Origin of the sequence: Kitasatospora sp. MBT66, assembly GCF_000710405.2 — a bacterium.
Taxonomy (GTDB): domain Bacteria; phylum Actinomycetota; class Actinomycetes; order Streptomycetales; family Streptomycetaceae; genus Kitasatospora; species Kitasatospora purpeofusca.
In genome coordinates, this window is record NZ_JAIY01000003.1 from 1,057,229 (window position 1) to 1,071,949 (window position 14,721).

At 74.9% G+C, this 14,721-nt stretch carries 14 protein-coding genes; 7 read left to right on the top strand and 7 right to left on the bottom strand.

Features of this window, described 5'->3' with window-relative positions; genetic code table 11:
- Positions 1 to 5: 5 nt before the first annotated feature.
- On the bottom strand, positions 6 to 1,853 hold the full coding sequence (locus BI06_RS06685; protein WP_369826052.1) for a S8 family serine peptidase: 1,848 nt from the start codon (positions 1,851 to 1,853) through the stop codon (positions 6 to 8).
- A 297-nt stretch (positions 1,854 to 2,150) separates the two neighbouring features.
- On the opposite strand from BI06_RS06685, the gene BI06_RS06690 reads away from it, so the two are divergent.
- On the top strand, positions 2,151 to 2,909 hold the full coding sequence (locus BI06_RS06690) for an N-acyl homoserine lactonase family protein (RefSeq protein WP_051740323.1): 759 nt from the start codon (positions 2,151 to 2,153) through the stop codon (positions 2,907 to 2,909).
- A 92-nt stretch (positions 2,910 to 3,001) separates the two neighbouring features.
- A complete protein-coding gene (locus BI06_RS06695; RefSeq protein ID WP_082558307.1) occupies positions 3,002 to 3,484 on the top strand; it encodes a MarR family winged helix-turn-helix transcriptional regulator in 483 nt (160 codons plus the stop codon).
- An 86-nt stretch (positions 3,485 to 3,570) separates the two neighbouring features.
- Here BI06_RS06695 and BI06_RS06700 read toward each other — a convergent pair whose 3' ends face one another.
- The 3 genes from BI06_RS06700 to BI06_RS06710 form a co-directional block, all read right to left on the bottom strand.
- Positions 3,571 to 4,329 (bottom strand): thioesterase II family protein, encoded by a 759-nt coding sequence (locus BI06_RS06700; RefSeq protein WP_030397655.1) that lies wholly within the window; start codon positions 4,327 to 4,329, stop codon positions 3,571 to 3,573.
- Positions 4,330 to 4,508: 179 nt separating this feature from the next.
- Complete coding sequence (locus BI06_RS06705) at positions 4,509 to 5,138, bottom strand: AAA family ATPase (protein ID WP_094745719.1); 630 nt, start codon at positions 5,136 to 5,138, stop codon at positions 4,509 to 4,511.
- Between the two features lie 307 nt (positions 5,139 to 5,445).
- Positions 5,446 to 5,964, bottom strand: a complete 519-nt coding sequence (locus tag BI06_RS06710; protein ID WP_043465682.1) for an Imm21 family immunity protein — start codon at positions 5,962 to 5,964, stop codon at positions 5,446 to 5,448.
- 318 nt (positions 5,965 to 6,282) lie between these two features.
- On the opposite strand from BI06_RS06710, the gene BI06_RS06715 reads away from it, so the two are divergent.
- The 4 genes from BI06_RS06715 to BI06_RS06730 all read left to right on the top strand — a co-directional run bounded on the left by BI06_RS06715 (position 6,283) and on the right by BI06_RS06730 (position 10,193).
- Positions 6,283 to 7,911, top strand: a complete 1,629-nt coding sequence (locus tag BI06_RS06715; RefSeq protein ID WP_082558308.1) for an AMP-binding protein — start codon at positions 6,283 to 6,285, stop codon at positions 7,909 to 7,911.
- 151 nt (positions 7,912 to 8,062) lie between these two features.
- Positions 8,063 to 8,248, top strand: a complete 186-nt coding sequence (locus BI06_RS06720; protein ID WP_030397651.1) for a hypothetical protein — start codon at positions 8,063 to 8,065, stop codon at positions 8,246 to 8,248.
- Between the two features lie 186 nt (positions 8,249 to 8,434).
- A complete protein-coding gene (locus BI06_RS06725) occupies positions 8,435 to 9,289 on the top strand; it encodes an aldolase (protein WP_082558309.1) in 855 nt (284 codons plus the stop codon).
- Between the two features lies 1 nt (position 9,290).
- A complete protein-coding gene (locus BI06_RS06730; protein ID WP_043465683.1) occupies positions 9,291 to 10,193 on the top strand; it encodes a dihydrodipicolinate synthase family protein in 903 nt (300 codons plus the stop codon).
- Positions 10,194 to 10,279: 86 nt separating this feature from the next.
- Here the strand turns inward: BI06_RS06730 and BI06_RS06735 are convergent, their stop codons facing one another.
- A complete protein-coding gene (locus tag BI06_RS06735; protein WP_043465684.1) occupies positions 10,280 to 10,855 on the bottom strand; it encodes a helix-turn-helix domain-containing protein in 576 nt (191 codons plus the stop codon).
- 164 nt (positions 10,856 to 11,019) lie between these two features.
- On the opposite strand from BI06_RS06735, the gene BI06_RS06740 reads away from it, so the two are divergent.
- Positions 11,020 to 11,943 carry a squalene/phytoene synthase family protein gene (locus BI06_RS06740; RefSeq protein WP_043465686.1) on the top strand — a complete coding sequence of 308 codons (924 nt, stop codon included), beginning with the start codon at positions 11,020 to 11,022 and terminating at the stop codon, positions 11,941 to 11,943.
- A 93-nt stretch (positions 11,944 to 12,036) separates the two neighbouring features.
- On the opposite strand, the gene BI06_RS06745 is transcribed toward BI06_RS06740, so the two are convergent.
- Complete coding sequence (locus BI06_RS06745; protein ID WP_030397646.1) at positions 12,037 to 13,029, bottom strand: ABC transporter ATP-binding protein; 993 nt, start codon at positions 13,027 to 13,029, stop codon at positions 12,037 to 12,039.
- Positions 13,030 to 13,210: 181 nt separating this feature from the next.
- Positions 13,211 to 14,721 (bottom strand): FtsX-like permease family protein (locus tag BI06_RS06750; RefSeq protein ID WP_043465689.1); only part of this gene is annotated, 1,511 nt, incomplete at its 5' end.

Sequence of the window (14,721 nt, forward strand, 5' to 3'; positions counted from 1 at the left end):
GACCGTCAGAAGGTCAGGTTCCAGGCGTCGACGGTGCCGACGTCGCCGGAGGCGCCGTCCTTGACCCGCAGCTTCCACGTCCCGTCGGCCGGGCTCGCGGAGGCGTTGACGGTGTAGGTCTTGGCGACGTTGTCGGCGCTGTCGCTGTCGGTGAAGTCCTCCAGCAGGTAGACCGTGCCGTTCGGCGCGACCAGGGAGATCACCAGGTCACCGCGGTAGGTGTGCTTGATGTCCACGCCGACCTTGAGCGCGGTGGGGGCGTTGCCGCCGACCCCGGTGACGGCCAGCGGGCTGTCCACCGTCGCGTTGTCGGTGATCGCCACGTCCGTCAGGTTCTCGAAGTACTTGCCGGTGGGCGGGGTGCCGCCGCCGACCGCCTTGAGCGCGTCGACCTGGCCCTCGCCGAAGAAGGCGTTGTTGGCGGTGGTGCCGGTGCAGCGGCTGTCGGACGGGCAGGCCACGTCGTTGGCCTGGGTGGCCAGACGGGCGCGGATGTCGGCCGGGGTGAAGGTCGGGTTGGCGCTCGCGATCAGCGCCGCGACACCGGTCACGTGCGGGGAGGCCATCGAGGTGCCGCTCTTGGTGCCGTACTTGCCGCCGGGCAGCGTGGAGTACACGCCGGTGGCGCCGTCACCGCCGGGCGCGGCGACGTCGATGACGCCCCGGCCGAAGTTCGAGTACGAGGCCTTGCCGGTGCCGCTGGCCATGGCCGAGACGGTCACCACGCCGGGCAGCTCGGTCGGGATGTCGATGCAGGCGTTGGTGATGGTCCGGGTGACCTTGGTGGAGTCGTTGGGGCTGTCGCTGTCGGTGGTCTTGTTGGCCAGGTCGTAGTTGGAGTTGCCGGCCGCGGCGACCTGGAGCGAGCCCTTGCCCTCGGCGTAGGCCTGGGCCCGGCGGACGCCCTCGATGATGGCGGCCTGGTCCAGGTTGTCCGGGCAGTTGAACTGCCACGGGTCGGTGTAGTAGCTGTTGTTGGTCACCTTGAAGCCGTGGTCGCCGGCCCAGACGAAGCCGCAGACGGTGTTCTCGGCGAAGAACAGGGTGCTGGTCGGCTCGGCGATCCGGACGGAGGCGATCTTGACGCCGGGGGCCACGCCGATGACGCCCTTGCCGTTCTTGGCGGCGGCGATGGTGCCGGCGACGTGGGTGCCGTGGGTGTCGACGTCGCGCCAGGCACCGGTGCGGGTGTCGGCCTTGCCGTAGGCGCAGGAGGCGGAGTCGGCGGCGTCGAAGTTCGGCGCCAGGTCCTGGTGCTGGTCGTCGACACCGGTGTCCAGCACGCCGACCTTGACCGCGGACGAGCCGGTGGAGACGGCCCAGGCCTGGTCGGCCTTGATCTGGGTCATGTCCCAGCGGTTGGACTCGGTCAGCGTGGTCGCCGACTGGGCGGGGTTCGCGGGCAGCGCCGGGTTGTAGGCGTCGGCCGGGACGTCCGAGGTGCGGGTCGCGCCGACCTGCTGGACGCCGGCCGCCCCGCGCACCGCGGCGGCGAAGCCGGTGCCGGTGGAGTGGGCGACGACGACGCCGATCGCGTCGTAACTCGCGAAGACGGTGCCGCCGTTGGCGGTCACCGCGGACTTGGCGGCGGCGACGTCGGCGGGGGCGCTGATCACCAGGTAGGCACGGGTCCCGGCGGCCCAGGCGGTGGCGGCGACGGGAGCCTGCGGCGCGGCCTGGCTCTGCGACGCGGCCGCGGCGGCCGGAGCGGCCGGGGCCTGGACGACGGGGGCGGAGGCGGGCGCGGCGGGTGCCGCGACGGCCAGGGTCGCGGGGGTGGCCAGGGCCGCGGCGGCCAGCAGGGCGAGCGCGGCGGTGGGGCGGCCGACCCGCCGGGATATCAGGGGTGACACGTGCGTCCTCCGATCGGGGCCCGTGCTTGAGGGGATCACACGGGGGTTGAACGCAACATGCCAGAACAGCAAGCATTTGGGGAAGGCTTTACGCGTGACCTGTTGTCACAAACGTGTCAACATTTGATGTCTCCCCGATTGCTCCTGTCATTCCGGTCATCCCTGCCTGAGCAACATCCGTGCGACCGGCGGACCCGGTCGCCCCGGAGAGCCGATCGGCCGCGCCCGTGCATCCGGCCGGATCCGCTGTCGGCGGACAGTCCCGAAGCGGACCCGGCCGCGCGTCAGGATGACCGGATGGGTAATCACACAGCGGTACGCCGACTCGACCTGGGCTACTTCGTCCGCCCCGCCTCGGAGACCGGCGGCTCCCGGCCACGTGTCGAACCCGTGCTCGCCTATCTGGTGCGGCACGACCGGGGACTGATCCTCTTCGACACCGGCATCGGCGCCGCCGACCCCGGGACCGAGGCCCACTACCGGCCCCGGCGCAGGCCGCTGGAGGGCGCCCTCGCCACCGCGGGAGTCACCCTCGCGGACGTCTCCCTGGTCGTGAACTGCCACCTCCACTTCGACCACTGCGGCGGGAACCCGCTGCTGGGCGGCACGCCGATCCTGGTCCAGACCGTGGAGTTGGCCACCGCCCGCCGGGGCGGCTACACCATCGACGAACTGGTCGACTTCCCCGGCGCGACCTACGAGGAGCTCGACGGCGAGGCGGAGGTCCTGCCCGGAATCCGGATCCTCCCCACCCCCGGGCACACCGAGGGACACCAGTCGCTCGTGGTCCAACAGGACGACGGCACCGTGGTCCTGGCCGGCCAGGCCCACGACTTCGCGTCGGAGTTCGGATCGGACCACCTGGCCCGGCACGCGGCCCGCCGAGGCGTGGAACAGCCGCTCCCCGACTACCGGCCCTGGCTGGACCGCCTCGGCGAGTTCGACCCTCGACGCGTCCTCTTCGCCCACGACTGCTCGGTCTGGGAACCGCCCCGGCCGGGCAGCTGGGACCACCACCCGCCCCGGGCACTTCCCCGGCCCCCGAAGGAGGACTGACGCCGTGACGGCGATCGGCGGGAGCTCACCGGCGAGATGCTTCAAGCTTGCATTGTTCCGGCTTGACGCTTTCTGCTGGGTAGCATGGCCGCATGACACCGCCCCCGGATGTGCCGGACGAACGGGTCCGGGCCGAACAGGTCCGCGCCGAACAGATCCGTACCAAACGGGTCCGGGCCGAGCGGGCCCTCTGCGGCCTGGTGAACGGACTCGCCCAGCGGATCGGCGACCATCTGCGCGAGCACGCCGCCGGGCTCGGCCTCACGGCGGCCCAGGCCACCGCACTGCGCGAGCTGCACGGCCCGCTGACGATGCGTGAACTCGCCGGACGGATGAGCTGCGAGCCGTCCAACGCCACCTTCGTCGTCGACCGGCTGGAACGGCAGGGGCTGGTCGAACGGCGCCCCCACCCCACCGACCGGCGGGCGCGGCAGCTCGTCCTCACCCCGGCGGGCACCGGGTTGCGGGAGCGGCTGCTGGCCCTGCTCGCCGCCGACTCACCGCTGGCAGGGCTGGGCCCGGAGCAGCGGATGGCGCTCCAGGAACTGCTCGAACAGGCCCTCGCCCGGCCCTGAACCGGGCCGGGTGAGGGCCGGAGGAGTCGGTGGTCGCCGGGGCGCGCACGCCCGCGCCCCGGCGACGACCGGTGACGACCGGCGACTCAGATCTCGCGCAGGTGGGACTTCAGCACGTCCAGCACGCCGGTCCGCTCGTGGGTCAGGTAGAAGTGCCCGCCGGGGAAGACCTTCAGCTCGAAACCGCCGGTGGTGTGGGCGGCCCAGTCGCCCGCCTGGTCGAGGGTCACCCGCGGGTCGTTGTCGCCGGTCAGGGAGGTCACCGGCACCTGGACCGTGTCCTCCGGCGCGGCCACGTAGGTCTCGACGGCCGTGTAGTCGCCGCGCAGCGAGGGCAGGATCATCGCCCTCAACTCCGGGTCGGCCAGCAGGCGTTCGTCGGTGCCGCCGAGCCTGGCCAGCTCGGCCAGCAGGCCCTCGTCGGGCAGCAGGTGCACGGCGGAGTCGCGCGGCTCGGACGGCGCCCGGCTGCCCGAGGCGACCAGCCGCACCGGACCGGCCACCTTGTCGCGCTCGAACCGGCGGGTCACCTCGAAGGCGACCGCCGCCCCCATGCTGTGCCCGAACAGGACCAGCGGGCGGTCCGCCCACGGCCGCAGCGCGGCATAGACCCGGTCGGCCAGCTCGGGCAGCGAGTCGAGCGCCCGCTCGTCGATCCGGTCCAGCCGGCCGGGGTACTGGGTGGCGAGCACGTCCGCGTAGGGCGACAGCTCGGCCGACCAGTCCCGGAAGAAGCCCGCCGAGCCGCCCGCGTGCGGGAACATCACGACCCGGACGGGCGCCGTGTCGAACGGATGGAAACGGCGGAACCAGAGGCTGTCGGTGACGGCGGTGGGGCCGGGCATAGGGTGCGCTCCCTCGCGACTGACTGATCGGCAGGACGGTCTACCCGCACAGTCTCCCCGGCCGACCCTTACCCGCGTCAACCGCCCACCGGAACAGGATCGTCCGGCCACGGTCCATCGGCGGCTCCCGGGCGGCGCGGTGGACCGGTCCGAAGGCCGGGCCGGCGGTCGAGCACGGGTCAGCCCCCGTCGGCCACCGCGTCGCGGCCGAACCGCGCCTCGGCCGCCCGCGAGCGGGACCGGCCGTCCAGCAGCAGCACCGACGCCGCCTCCGGCACCGGCGTCCCCCCGTCGCCCCGGGTGTGCGCGGTGAGCGCCGCGATCAGCTGGTCCAGGCCCCGGCGGTGGCGGGCGAAGACCCGGTTCGAGGCCCAGCGGCCGCGGGCCCGCTGACCGGCCAGGGCGGTCGCCGCCCCGACGTCGAGCAGGACGAGGTGCAGCTCCCGCCCCTGCCGGGCGGCCTCGCGGGCCAGCCAGCGGCGCATCCACGCCCGGCTGCCGCAGTCGTGCACCAGCAGCGGGCCGCCCCGGCGCAGCGAGCGGCGCAGCAGCCGGAAGTGCTCCAGCCGGGCCCAGGGGCGGTAGACCGCGTACGGCAGGCGGTCCGGCATGACAGCGGCGCAGGCCTCGTGCACGGCGCGCGGGTCGACGGTCACGGCCTGCGGCGCGCGGGCGGACCAGCGCCGTAGCAGGGTGCTCTTGCCGCTGCCGGGCAGCCCGGAGACGACCACGACCGCGTCGGCCGGGTAGAGCACGACGAACGGCTCGCCGGCCACGCCGCGCAGGTCCACCGGTCCCCGCGGTTCCATCCCCGCCCCCGCCGTCCGGCCCGCGCCCGGCGCGCCCGCCCTCGCTCCGCCCACGATGGCCGACCCGTCCATACTGCTCACCCGTCCCGTCCGTGCCCGACCTGGAACGATAACAATCCACGCCGCCGACTCCCGCCGCGGTTCCCGGCGCCCGGTCCCGAGGACGGGGGCGTTCGGCGGCGGGGCTGTCCACGGACACCGCGGCAACCGGACGGGCGGACGGGCGGACAGCTCGCGGTCCCTGCCGGCGAACAGTACGCCTCCTGCCGCAGGACGACTCCTCGTCACGCGCTCCGGTCCGGACGCATCACCCCGGGAGGCGGCGCACGGCGACCAGCGTGAGCGCGGTCTGCGGGTCGGGTTCGACGTAGGCGGCACGAACGCCGTAGGACCCGGCCTCCAGGTCGACCCGTACGTGCTCCTGCAGACGGGACTCCTCACCCGTCCAGGCCGAGTCGAACAGCACGACCGGCCCCGGCACCTTCCAGGTCAGCTCCGGCTCCCAAGGAGCGGCACGCATCGCCGCGTCCACGCTCCCGAGCATCGCCTCCTCGGACTCCGCCGCCGACCAGCGCACGAACACACCCTGTGCCGGCAGGTAGGCGGTCGAGGCGGGTTCGTCCCCGAGGACCAGGCCTTCCGCCGAGCCGACCCGGAGCAGCCCGATGAAGCCCTCGACGGCACAGGCCCGGTCGTAGTCGTCACCGGCGTCGTCGTTCCCGGCCGATCCCGACCACGCCTCCAGCACGACCTCGGGAAGCACGACGAACGGCCCACCGAGGGACTCCACCCACGCCACCGCTCCCGGCTCTCCGTACCTGACCATGCGCGGAACCTATCCGCCGGGTCCGACAGCCGGCCTCCGAGCTCGACGCCTCGGCGGAACGGGATCGGGTCCGGTCGGCACCGGACGGTCCGGCCCGGCCTGGCTCGGCCGGGATCAGCGGTGGCTCCGGAGGGGCAGGCAGCGGAGTCGGCACGAGGTATCGGCGACACGCGGGTGGGCGCGAGGGGCTTCCGGTCGGCGGGCGACGCTCCCGGGGCGGACCCCGGCGGGTGGGGCGGGGGCGAGGGTCCTATGGTGGTCGCCGTTCATGATGCACCGTCAGACCCCCGGGCCGCCGGGGCGGGTGGAGGGCGCCAAGTGACGGAGACGCTGCGGGCCGGGGCGGGTGGGGCGGATGCCGGGGTGGCGGGCGCGACGTACACCGGGCAGGTGCTGGCGGGGCTGGCGCGTGATCCGGGGCGGGTCGCGCTGCGGTACGGGGAGCGGTCCCTGACGGCCGCCGAGTGCCTCGACGCAGTGCACCGGCTCGCCCGGGCCCTGCGGTCCACCGGGCTGGGGCGCGGCGACGGGGTCACGCTGCTGGCCGGGAACCGGCCGGAGGCGCTGCTGGTGCGGCTCGCCGCGAATCTGATCGGCTGCCGGGTGGCGATGCTCCCCGCCGGCCGGACGGTCGCGGAGCTGATCGCGCTGGCCGCTTCGGCGGGGACCGAGGCGTTCGTGTTCGACCCGGAGGGGTGCGGCGCGGCGGCCGCCGGGATCGCGGGCGCGCTGCCGTCGGCCCGGCTGCTGGCCCTCGGCCCCGGCCCGCTCGGCACGGACCTGACGGCACTGGCCGAACCGCTGTCGCCCGCGCCGGTGGCGCCCCGGTTCCGGCCGCAGGACGTGATGGCGATCCGGTTCACCGGCGGCTCGACCGGGCGGCCGAAGGGGGTGCAGCGCGGCTTCGCCCGGCCGCCGCGCCCGGAGCTGGTCGCCGGCTCGGTGTTCCTGCTGTGCACGGCGCTCTGCCACGGCGGCGGGACGACGGCCGACCTGGCCCTGGCGGCGGGCGGCACGGTGGTGCTGCAGGACGGCTTCGCGGCGGCGGAGGTCCTGGCGGCGATCGAGCGGTACCGGGTGACCCGGGCCTACCTCCCGCCGCACCTGCTGTACCGGGTGCTCGACCACCCCGCGCTGGCCCGGACCGACACCGGCAGTCTGCGCCGCGTCACCTACACCGGCTGCCCGGCGGCCCCGGAGCGGCTGGCCGAGGCCACCCGCCGGCTGGGCCGGGTGCTGCACCAGACGTACAGCCTCACCGAGTGCGGCCCGGTGACCCGGCTCACCCCGGACGAGCACCTCGACCCCCGGCTGCTGACCACGGCCGGGCGGCCGCTCCCGGACACCGGGGTGCGGATCCTGGACGAGCACGGCCGGCCGATGCCGACGGGCGACGTCGGGCGGATCTGGGTGCGCACGCCGACCGCGATGCAGGGCTACTGGCGCGACCCCGGGGCGACCGCGAGGGTGCTCCGGGACGGCTGGCTGGACACCGGCGATCTGGGCGCGCTGGACGGCTCGGGGTATCTGACGGTGGCCGGGCGGCACGATCCGGTGGCGATCGTCGACGCACACAACGTCTTCCCCCGCGAGGTCGAGGGCCCGCTGCTGACGCACCCGGCGGTGCGCGAGGCGGTCATGTTCACCACCACCGACCGGGACCGGCTCCAGCACGCGCACGCCGCCGTGACGGTGGCCCCCGGCAGCGGGGTGACGGTGGCGGAGCTGCGCCGGTGGGTGCGGGAGCGGGGCGGGCCGCTGTGCGAGCCGGCGACGATCCTGGTGCTCCCGGACCTCCCGCTGTCCGGGACCGGCAAGCCGGACCTGGGGGCGCTCCGGGCCCTGGTACCGGATGCAGCCGCCCCGACCGACCCGGCCGCCCCTGCGGTGCCCCCGGCACCCCCGGCACCGGTGACGACGGCACCAGGGGCGCACGGCCCGGCGTAGTGCACGCCGTTCGTGCTTCGACCGCCCGCGTGCACGACCGTGCGCGCGGCGGTCAGTAGGTGGAACCGCCCGTGGACACTCGACCTCGTCGGCCGGTCTGCCGATATCCCCGGCGGCACTCCCTCGCGCCGTCCCCCTGGAGGCATCTCCCGTGACCTGGCTCCGCGTCCTCACCGCCCTCGGCATCCTCGCCGCGGCGGCGAGCGCCATCCTCGTCTTCGCCCTCTGCACGGCCGCCGGCCGGGGCGACCGCATCGACCGGGGCGCCCCCGGCAGCGATCTGCGCTCGGACGCCGAGCGCTCGGGGCTGATCCGTCGCACGAGCGGAGAAAGCTGACGCCCGGGCGGCCCGTTCCCGCTCCGAACCCGGGGTCACCGTCGGCGTCGCTCCCGGCATCACTGTCGACGCCAGGACACGACGTGTCCTATGGTGAACACAGTGTCCTGCCGGTGCGCCCGGCACGCGACACCAGGCCGCCGCGCGCCGCTGCGGCACGCCCCCGAACGAAGGAGCACCCCGGCCATGGCCGAGACCCTGACCACCGCCAAGGCGGACCTGGTCGACATCGCGCACCGCAGAATGCGCACCGCGATCCCCGACAACGACTGGACCATCCGCCAGAAGCTGGCCCTCACCTGCCGGATCCTCTTCGAGGCCGGACACGACTCCGGCCTGGCCGGCCAGATCACCGCCCGCGCCGAACGGCCGGGCACCTACTACACCCAGCGGCTCGGCCTCGGCTTCGACGAGATCACCGAGGACAACCTCCTCCTGGTCGACGAGGACCTCGAGGTCCTGGAGGGCGAGGGCATGGCCAACCCCGCCAACCGCTTCCACAGTTGGGTGTACCGGGCCCGCCCCGACGTCTCCTGCATCATCCACACCCACCCGGCTCACATCTCCGCGCTGTCGATGCTGGAGACGCCCCTGGTCGTCTCGCACATGGACCTCACCCCGCTGTACGAGGACTGCGCCTTCCTGGAGAGCTGGCCCGGCATCCCGGTCGGCAACGAGGAGGGCGAGATCATCACCGCCGCGCTCGGCGACAAGCGGGCCCTGCTGCTGGCCCACCACGGCATGCTGGTCGCCACGGCCGGCGTGGAGGAGTCCTGCACCCTCGCCGTGCTCTTCGAACGGGCCGCCCGGCTCCAACTGCTGGCCTCGGCGGCCGGCCGGATCCAGGAGATACCCGCGCCGCTCGCCCGGGAGGCCCACGACTGGACCTCCACCGTCAAGCGCAGCCAGGCCAACTTCGCGTACTACGCCCGCCGCGCCCTGCGGGCCGGGCACGGCGACGCGATCAACGTCAACGCCGTCAACGCCGTCAACGCCGTCAACGCCGTCAACGACGACGCGACTTCCGAGGGTGGTGCCTGAGATGACCGGACTCGCACTGGAAGGGATCATCGCCTACCCGGTCACCCCGTTCGCTTCGGGCGAGCAGGGCGGCGACGACGGCGGCGTGGACACCGAAGCCCTCACCGCCCTGGTGGACCGGCTGATCGACGCCGGCTGCCACGCGATCGCCCCGCTCGGCTCCACCGGCGAGAGCGCCTACCTGGACGACCAGGAGTGGTACACCGCCGCCGAGGCCTCGCTCGCCGCGGTCGCCGGCCGGGTGCCCGCCGTGGTCGGTGTCGCGGACCTCACCACCCGGGGCGCGGTCCGGCGCGCCCGGTTCGCCGAACAGGCGGGCGCGGACGCCGTGATGGTGCTGCCGCAGGCCTACTGGAAGCTCGACGAGCGCGAGGTGGCCGGCCACTTCACGGCCGTGGCGGACGCGGTCAGCGTCCCGGTGATGCTCTACAACAACCCCGTCACCAGCGGGGTCGACCTCTCCCCCGAGCTGATGGTCTCGCTGGTCGAGCGGGTGGAGAACATCACCATGGTGAAGGAGAGCAGCGGCGACGTACGGCGGATGCACCGGCTCGCACAACTCACCGACGGCGCCCTGCCGTTCTACAACGGCAGCAACCCGCTCGCGCTGGCGGCCTTCTCGGCCGGCGCGGCGGGCTGGTGCACCGCCGCGCCCTGCCTGATCCCCGGGCCGGTCCTGGAACTCCACCGCGCCGTCCGGGCGGGTGAGTGGGACCTCGCCCTGGAGGTCTTCCAACGCCAGCTCCCGGTACTGGAGTTCATCCTGGGCGGCGGCCTGCCCACCACCGTGAAGGCCGGTCTGGCCCTGCTCGGTCTGGACGTCGGCGAGCCGCGCCGTCCGCTGCTGCCCCTGGACCGGGCCGGGACCGCCCGCCTCGCGGAGCTGCTCTCCGCCGCGGGCTGAGCCGCCGACGCCGCATCGGCCCCGGTACCGCTCAGGCGGTACCGGGGCCGATGCGCGTCAGGAGCGTACGCCGGGGCCGGTGCGCGTCAGGGCAGGGTCGGGACGCGGTCGGCGGGACCGGCCGGCTCGTCGTGGATGACCACGAGGACCGCGGCGGGCCGCCCGCCGGTGGAGCGGCAGCGGTGCGGCAGGGCGGAGTTGAAGTACACGCTGTCGCCCGGCCCCAGGGTCACCGTGCGCTCCGGGAACTCCAGCTCGGCGGTGCCCTCGTGGACGAAGAGGTACTCCTCCCCCGCGTGGGACTTGAACGGCGGGTCGACCGGATCCGTCGGCGGGTGCATCATGAACGGCACCATCCGCTTGTCGGTCAGACCGGTCGCGATGCCCTCGTAGCGGGTGTCGCCCGGACCGGTCCCGGCGCCCATCGGGGTCCGCTCGTCGGCCCGGACCACGGTGATCAGCTCGGGCTCCACCTCGTCCGAGAACAGCCGGCCGACATCGACGTTCAGCGCGTGCGCGAGTTTGAGCGCGGTCGAGATCGACGGGTCGCTGAGGCCGCGTTCCACCTTGGACAGATAGCTCTTGGTCACCCCGACCCGCTCCGCCAGTGCCTCCAGACTGAGCCGGTTCTGCTTCCTCAGCACCCGCACCCGGCTGCTCATGTGCCGCCCCTCACCACCTGCCGCCGCGGAATGGACCGGTCCAGTATCCCACCCGGGCCCGGCCTCCCCACCCGGGCCCGACGGCCCCCGACGGGCCCGGGCCCCGGGGTCCGGGGGACACGCCATAGGCTCGGTCCTTCCGAGCAGAGGGACGGGTGAGCCGAGTGGGCAGGTGGGAACGGGCGCTGGACGCGGCCGGGGTGCGGGAGGCGGGGCTGCGGGCCGACTACGGGCGGCAGCGGGAGCAGGTGACCCGCTACCGGCGCGAGGTCGCGGTGGCGGCCGGGCTGCTGCTGCCGGAGCGGACCGTCCCGCACGTGATCGCGGCGGCCGCGTTCATGCACCGGACCGACACCCTGCTCGACAGCGGCCCGCTCGCGGAACGGCGGGCGACCGCCGCCCGCTGGCACGAGGAAGTGACCCGCAGCCTCGCCGAGGGCCGGACCGACGACCCCGAGCTGCGGCCGCTGCTGCACAGCGCGGAGGCCCGTCCCGAGCTGCGCGACAGGGTCCTGGACCACCTCGCCGCGGCCGAGGCCGATCTCGACTTCACCGGTTTCGACACCGAGGCGGACTACCAGCGCTACGTGGACGGGTACTCGCTGCCGGGCTTCATGGTCGTCGCCGCGCTGCTCGGCCCGGCCGGCGACCAGTCGGAGTACCGCGCCGCGTGCCGGACCTTCATCGACGGCAGCCAGCGGCTCGACTTCGTCAACGATCTCGCCGAGGACCTGGCGGAGGGCCGGCTGACCGTCCCCCGGGACCGGCTGGAGCGGCACGGGGTCACCCGCGCCGATCTGGAACAGGCCCGCGACCTGCCGGCGGTCCGGGAGCTGCTCGGCGGCCTGCTGGACGAGGCGGACCGCACCCTGGCCGAGGCCCGGACCGTGATCGGGCTGGTCCCGGCCGTCCACCGGCCGATGGTCCGCTGCATCGTCGGGGTGGAGCAGCTCACCGGGGCGGCGGCGCGCGCCGACCTCGGCGCGCTGCTGCGCCGCTCGGCGAGCCCCGCCAAGCCCGCCGCGCTGCGGCTGCTCGCCCGGGAGTACCTCCGGTTCCGCCGGGAGGACCGCCGGTCCCGCCGCTGACACTCCGACAGCGACGGGACCGACGGCGGGACCCCCAGCGCCCCTCAGCGCCCCTCAGTGACCCTCAGCGCCCCTCAGTGGCCCTCGGGACCCTCAGTGGCCCTCCAGGTCGTCCGGGCGGACGGCGATGTGGTCGGGGGCCAGCTCGACGGCGACCCGGTGCTCCATGCCCAGCGCCTCCAGGAACTTGGCCGGGAGCTGGACCCGGCCGGTGCGGTCCAGCATCACGTACTCGGTCTCGTTGACCGACTCCTCGCCGTGCTCGTCGGTGAGGGTGCGGCGGAGCACCTCGCTGCTGGTGCGGCCGTCGCGGATGGCGACCGTGCGGCGCACCTCCCCGGCCACCATCGGGTCGTGGGTGACGATCACCACGGTGGCGCCGAGTTCGCGGTTGACGGTGCGGAAGGCCTCGAAGATGCTCGCCCCGGTCTCCGAGTCGAGCTCACCGGTGGGCTCGTCGGCGAGCAGCACCGGCGGGTTGTTGGCCATGGCGACGGCGATGGCGACGCGCTGCTGCTGGCCGCCGGACATCTCGGTCGGGCGCCGGCGGGCGAGTTCGCCGATCTCCAGCGCCTCCATCAGCTCGGCGACCCTGGCCGCCTGCTGCCGGGAGCCGACGCGCGAGGACCGGCCGCCGCGCAGCTGCATCGGCAGGGCGATGTTCTCGGCGGCGGTGAGGAACGGCAGCAGGTTGCGGGCGGTCTGCTGCCAGATGAAGCCGACCACCTCGCGACGGTAGCGCAGCCGTTCCCGCGCGGACATCTCCAGCAGGTCGCAGCCGGCCACGGTGGCGGTGCCGGCGGTCGGTACGTCGAGCCCGGCCAGGATGGTCAGCAGGGTCGACTTGCCGCTGCCGGAGGCGCCGACCAGGGCGACCAGGTCGCCCTGCCGGATGGTCAGTTCGAGCCCTTGGAGGGCCTGCACCTCGACGCCCTGGGCGCTGAAGATGCGGACCAGCCGGTCGCAGACGATGGCCGCGTCCGCGCTGTGCGCCGCCGGTCCGGCCGCGGCAGCGCGGGCGCGCTCCTGGAGTTCCTGGAAGGTGGGGGCCGGGGCGGTCTTCTGGTCCTGGGCGCTGCCGTTCACCGCGGTGCTCCTCTCGTCGGCGTGGGGCCTGTCGTCGTGGGTGTGGTCGGCGTTCCGGGAGCGGCCCCGGACGCGGCGCCGGGGTCGGTCCCGGACGCCGGGTCGGCCCCGGGGTCGTTCCCGGACGCCGGGTCGGACCCGGGGTCGTTCCCAATCCCGGACGGGGATCGGGGCGGGAGGGTCATCGCTGGTCCCCCGCCCGCAGTTCGGTGGCGATCTGCCGCCGGCCGGCGATCAGCGCCTCGGCGACGACGCCCGCGGAGACGAGGGCGGCGAGGCCCACCGTCGGCAGCAGCACCGGCGGGACGGCGACCGGCAGGCCGGGCGCGATGTCCGCGCCGACCAGGACCGACAGGTCGAAGGCGGGCCCGAGCAGCGCGACCGCCGCGACCGCGACCAGGCCGCCGCCGACCGCCGCGACCAGGGTCTGCGGCAGCGTCTCGATCAGGATCAGGGTCAGGCCCTGCCGGGGCCGCAGGCCCATGGTGCGCAGCCGGGCCAGCAGCGCGGTGCGCTCGGGCGCGGCCCGGACCAGGGTGAGCAGGACGGCCAGCAGGGCGAGGGTGCCGGCCCCGAGGACGGCGGTCCAGAACAGCCGGGCCGCGGCGGACTGGAGCGGGTCGGCGGCGAGGGCGGCGCTCACGGCCGCGCTGGTGCGCACGCTGTAGCCGGGGGGCAGCCCGTCGTTCCCTTCGCCGGCCGCGGTGGGGAAGGCGGTGGCCCGCTGGGCTTCGGTGGCGATCTGCTCGCGCACCAGGCTCCGCAGCCGGTCCTGGTCGACGGAGCCGGTGGCCAGCCAGAGGTTGGCGCGGCCGAGTTCGGGCGCGAGGGCGACGGCCGGGCCGGCCGGAAGGACGACGAACAGGCGGTCGTCGCCCTGGAGCGCCGGGGTGCCGTCGACGGTGGCGGCGGTGCTGGTGAGCAGTTCCCCGCCGTTGGGCAGCCGGAGGCGGTGGGTGGCGCCCGGGCCGAGCTTGCGGGCGAGGGCGGTGGAGACCAGGGCGGGCACCGGGGCGTCCGCCGCGCCGGTGCCGCCGGAGAGCGCGGCCGCGTCGAAGGCGCCCCGCCCGAGCGAGCGGGACATCTCCGCGTACGCGACCGGGTCGGCGACCACGGCGAAGACCCGGGTGGAGCCGTTGCCGTCGAGCACGAACACCTCGGTGTCGGCCCAGATCCGGGCGGAGGCGCGGACCCCGGGCAGCTTGGCGGCCGCCTCGGCGAAGCCCTCCGACACCGGGACGCCGATCGGGACGACCACCGAGGCGTCGCCGCCGACGGTCAGCCGGGCGGCGTGGGTGCGCTCGGTGTCGACGGCCCCGAGCACGGTGGAGCCGAAGCCCGCGGTGGTGACGGCGAGCAGCAGGGCGATCAGGGGCAGGACGGAGGGCCGGGCCCCTTCGGTGCTGCCCCGGGCGGCGCGGGCCAGGCCGAGGAAGCCGATGGCGCCGGGCCGCCGGGTGGCCACCCGGGCGAAGGCGCCGAGCAGCAGCGGCTGGAGGCGGGCGAGCAGCAGTCCGCCGGTGAGGGCGAGCAGCAGCGGCGCGGCGACCAGCAGCGGGTCGACGCCCGTCCCGGTGGGGGCGACGCCGCGCCGCCGGACCTCGGCGACGGCGGCGACGGTCAGGGCCAGGACGGCGAGTTCGCCGGCCAGGCGCCGCCGGCCGCTGCCGGCCCGGGGCCGCGACCAGAGCC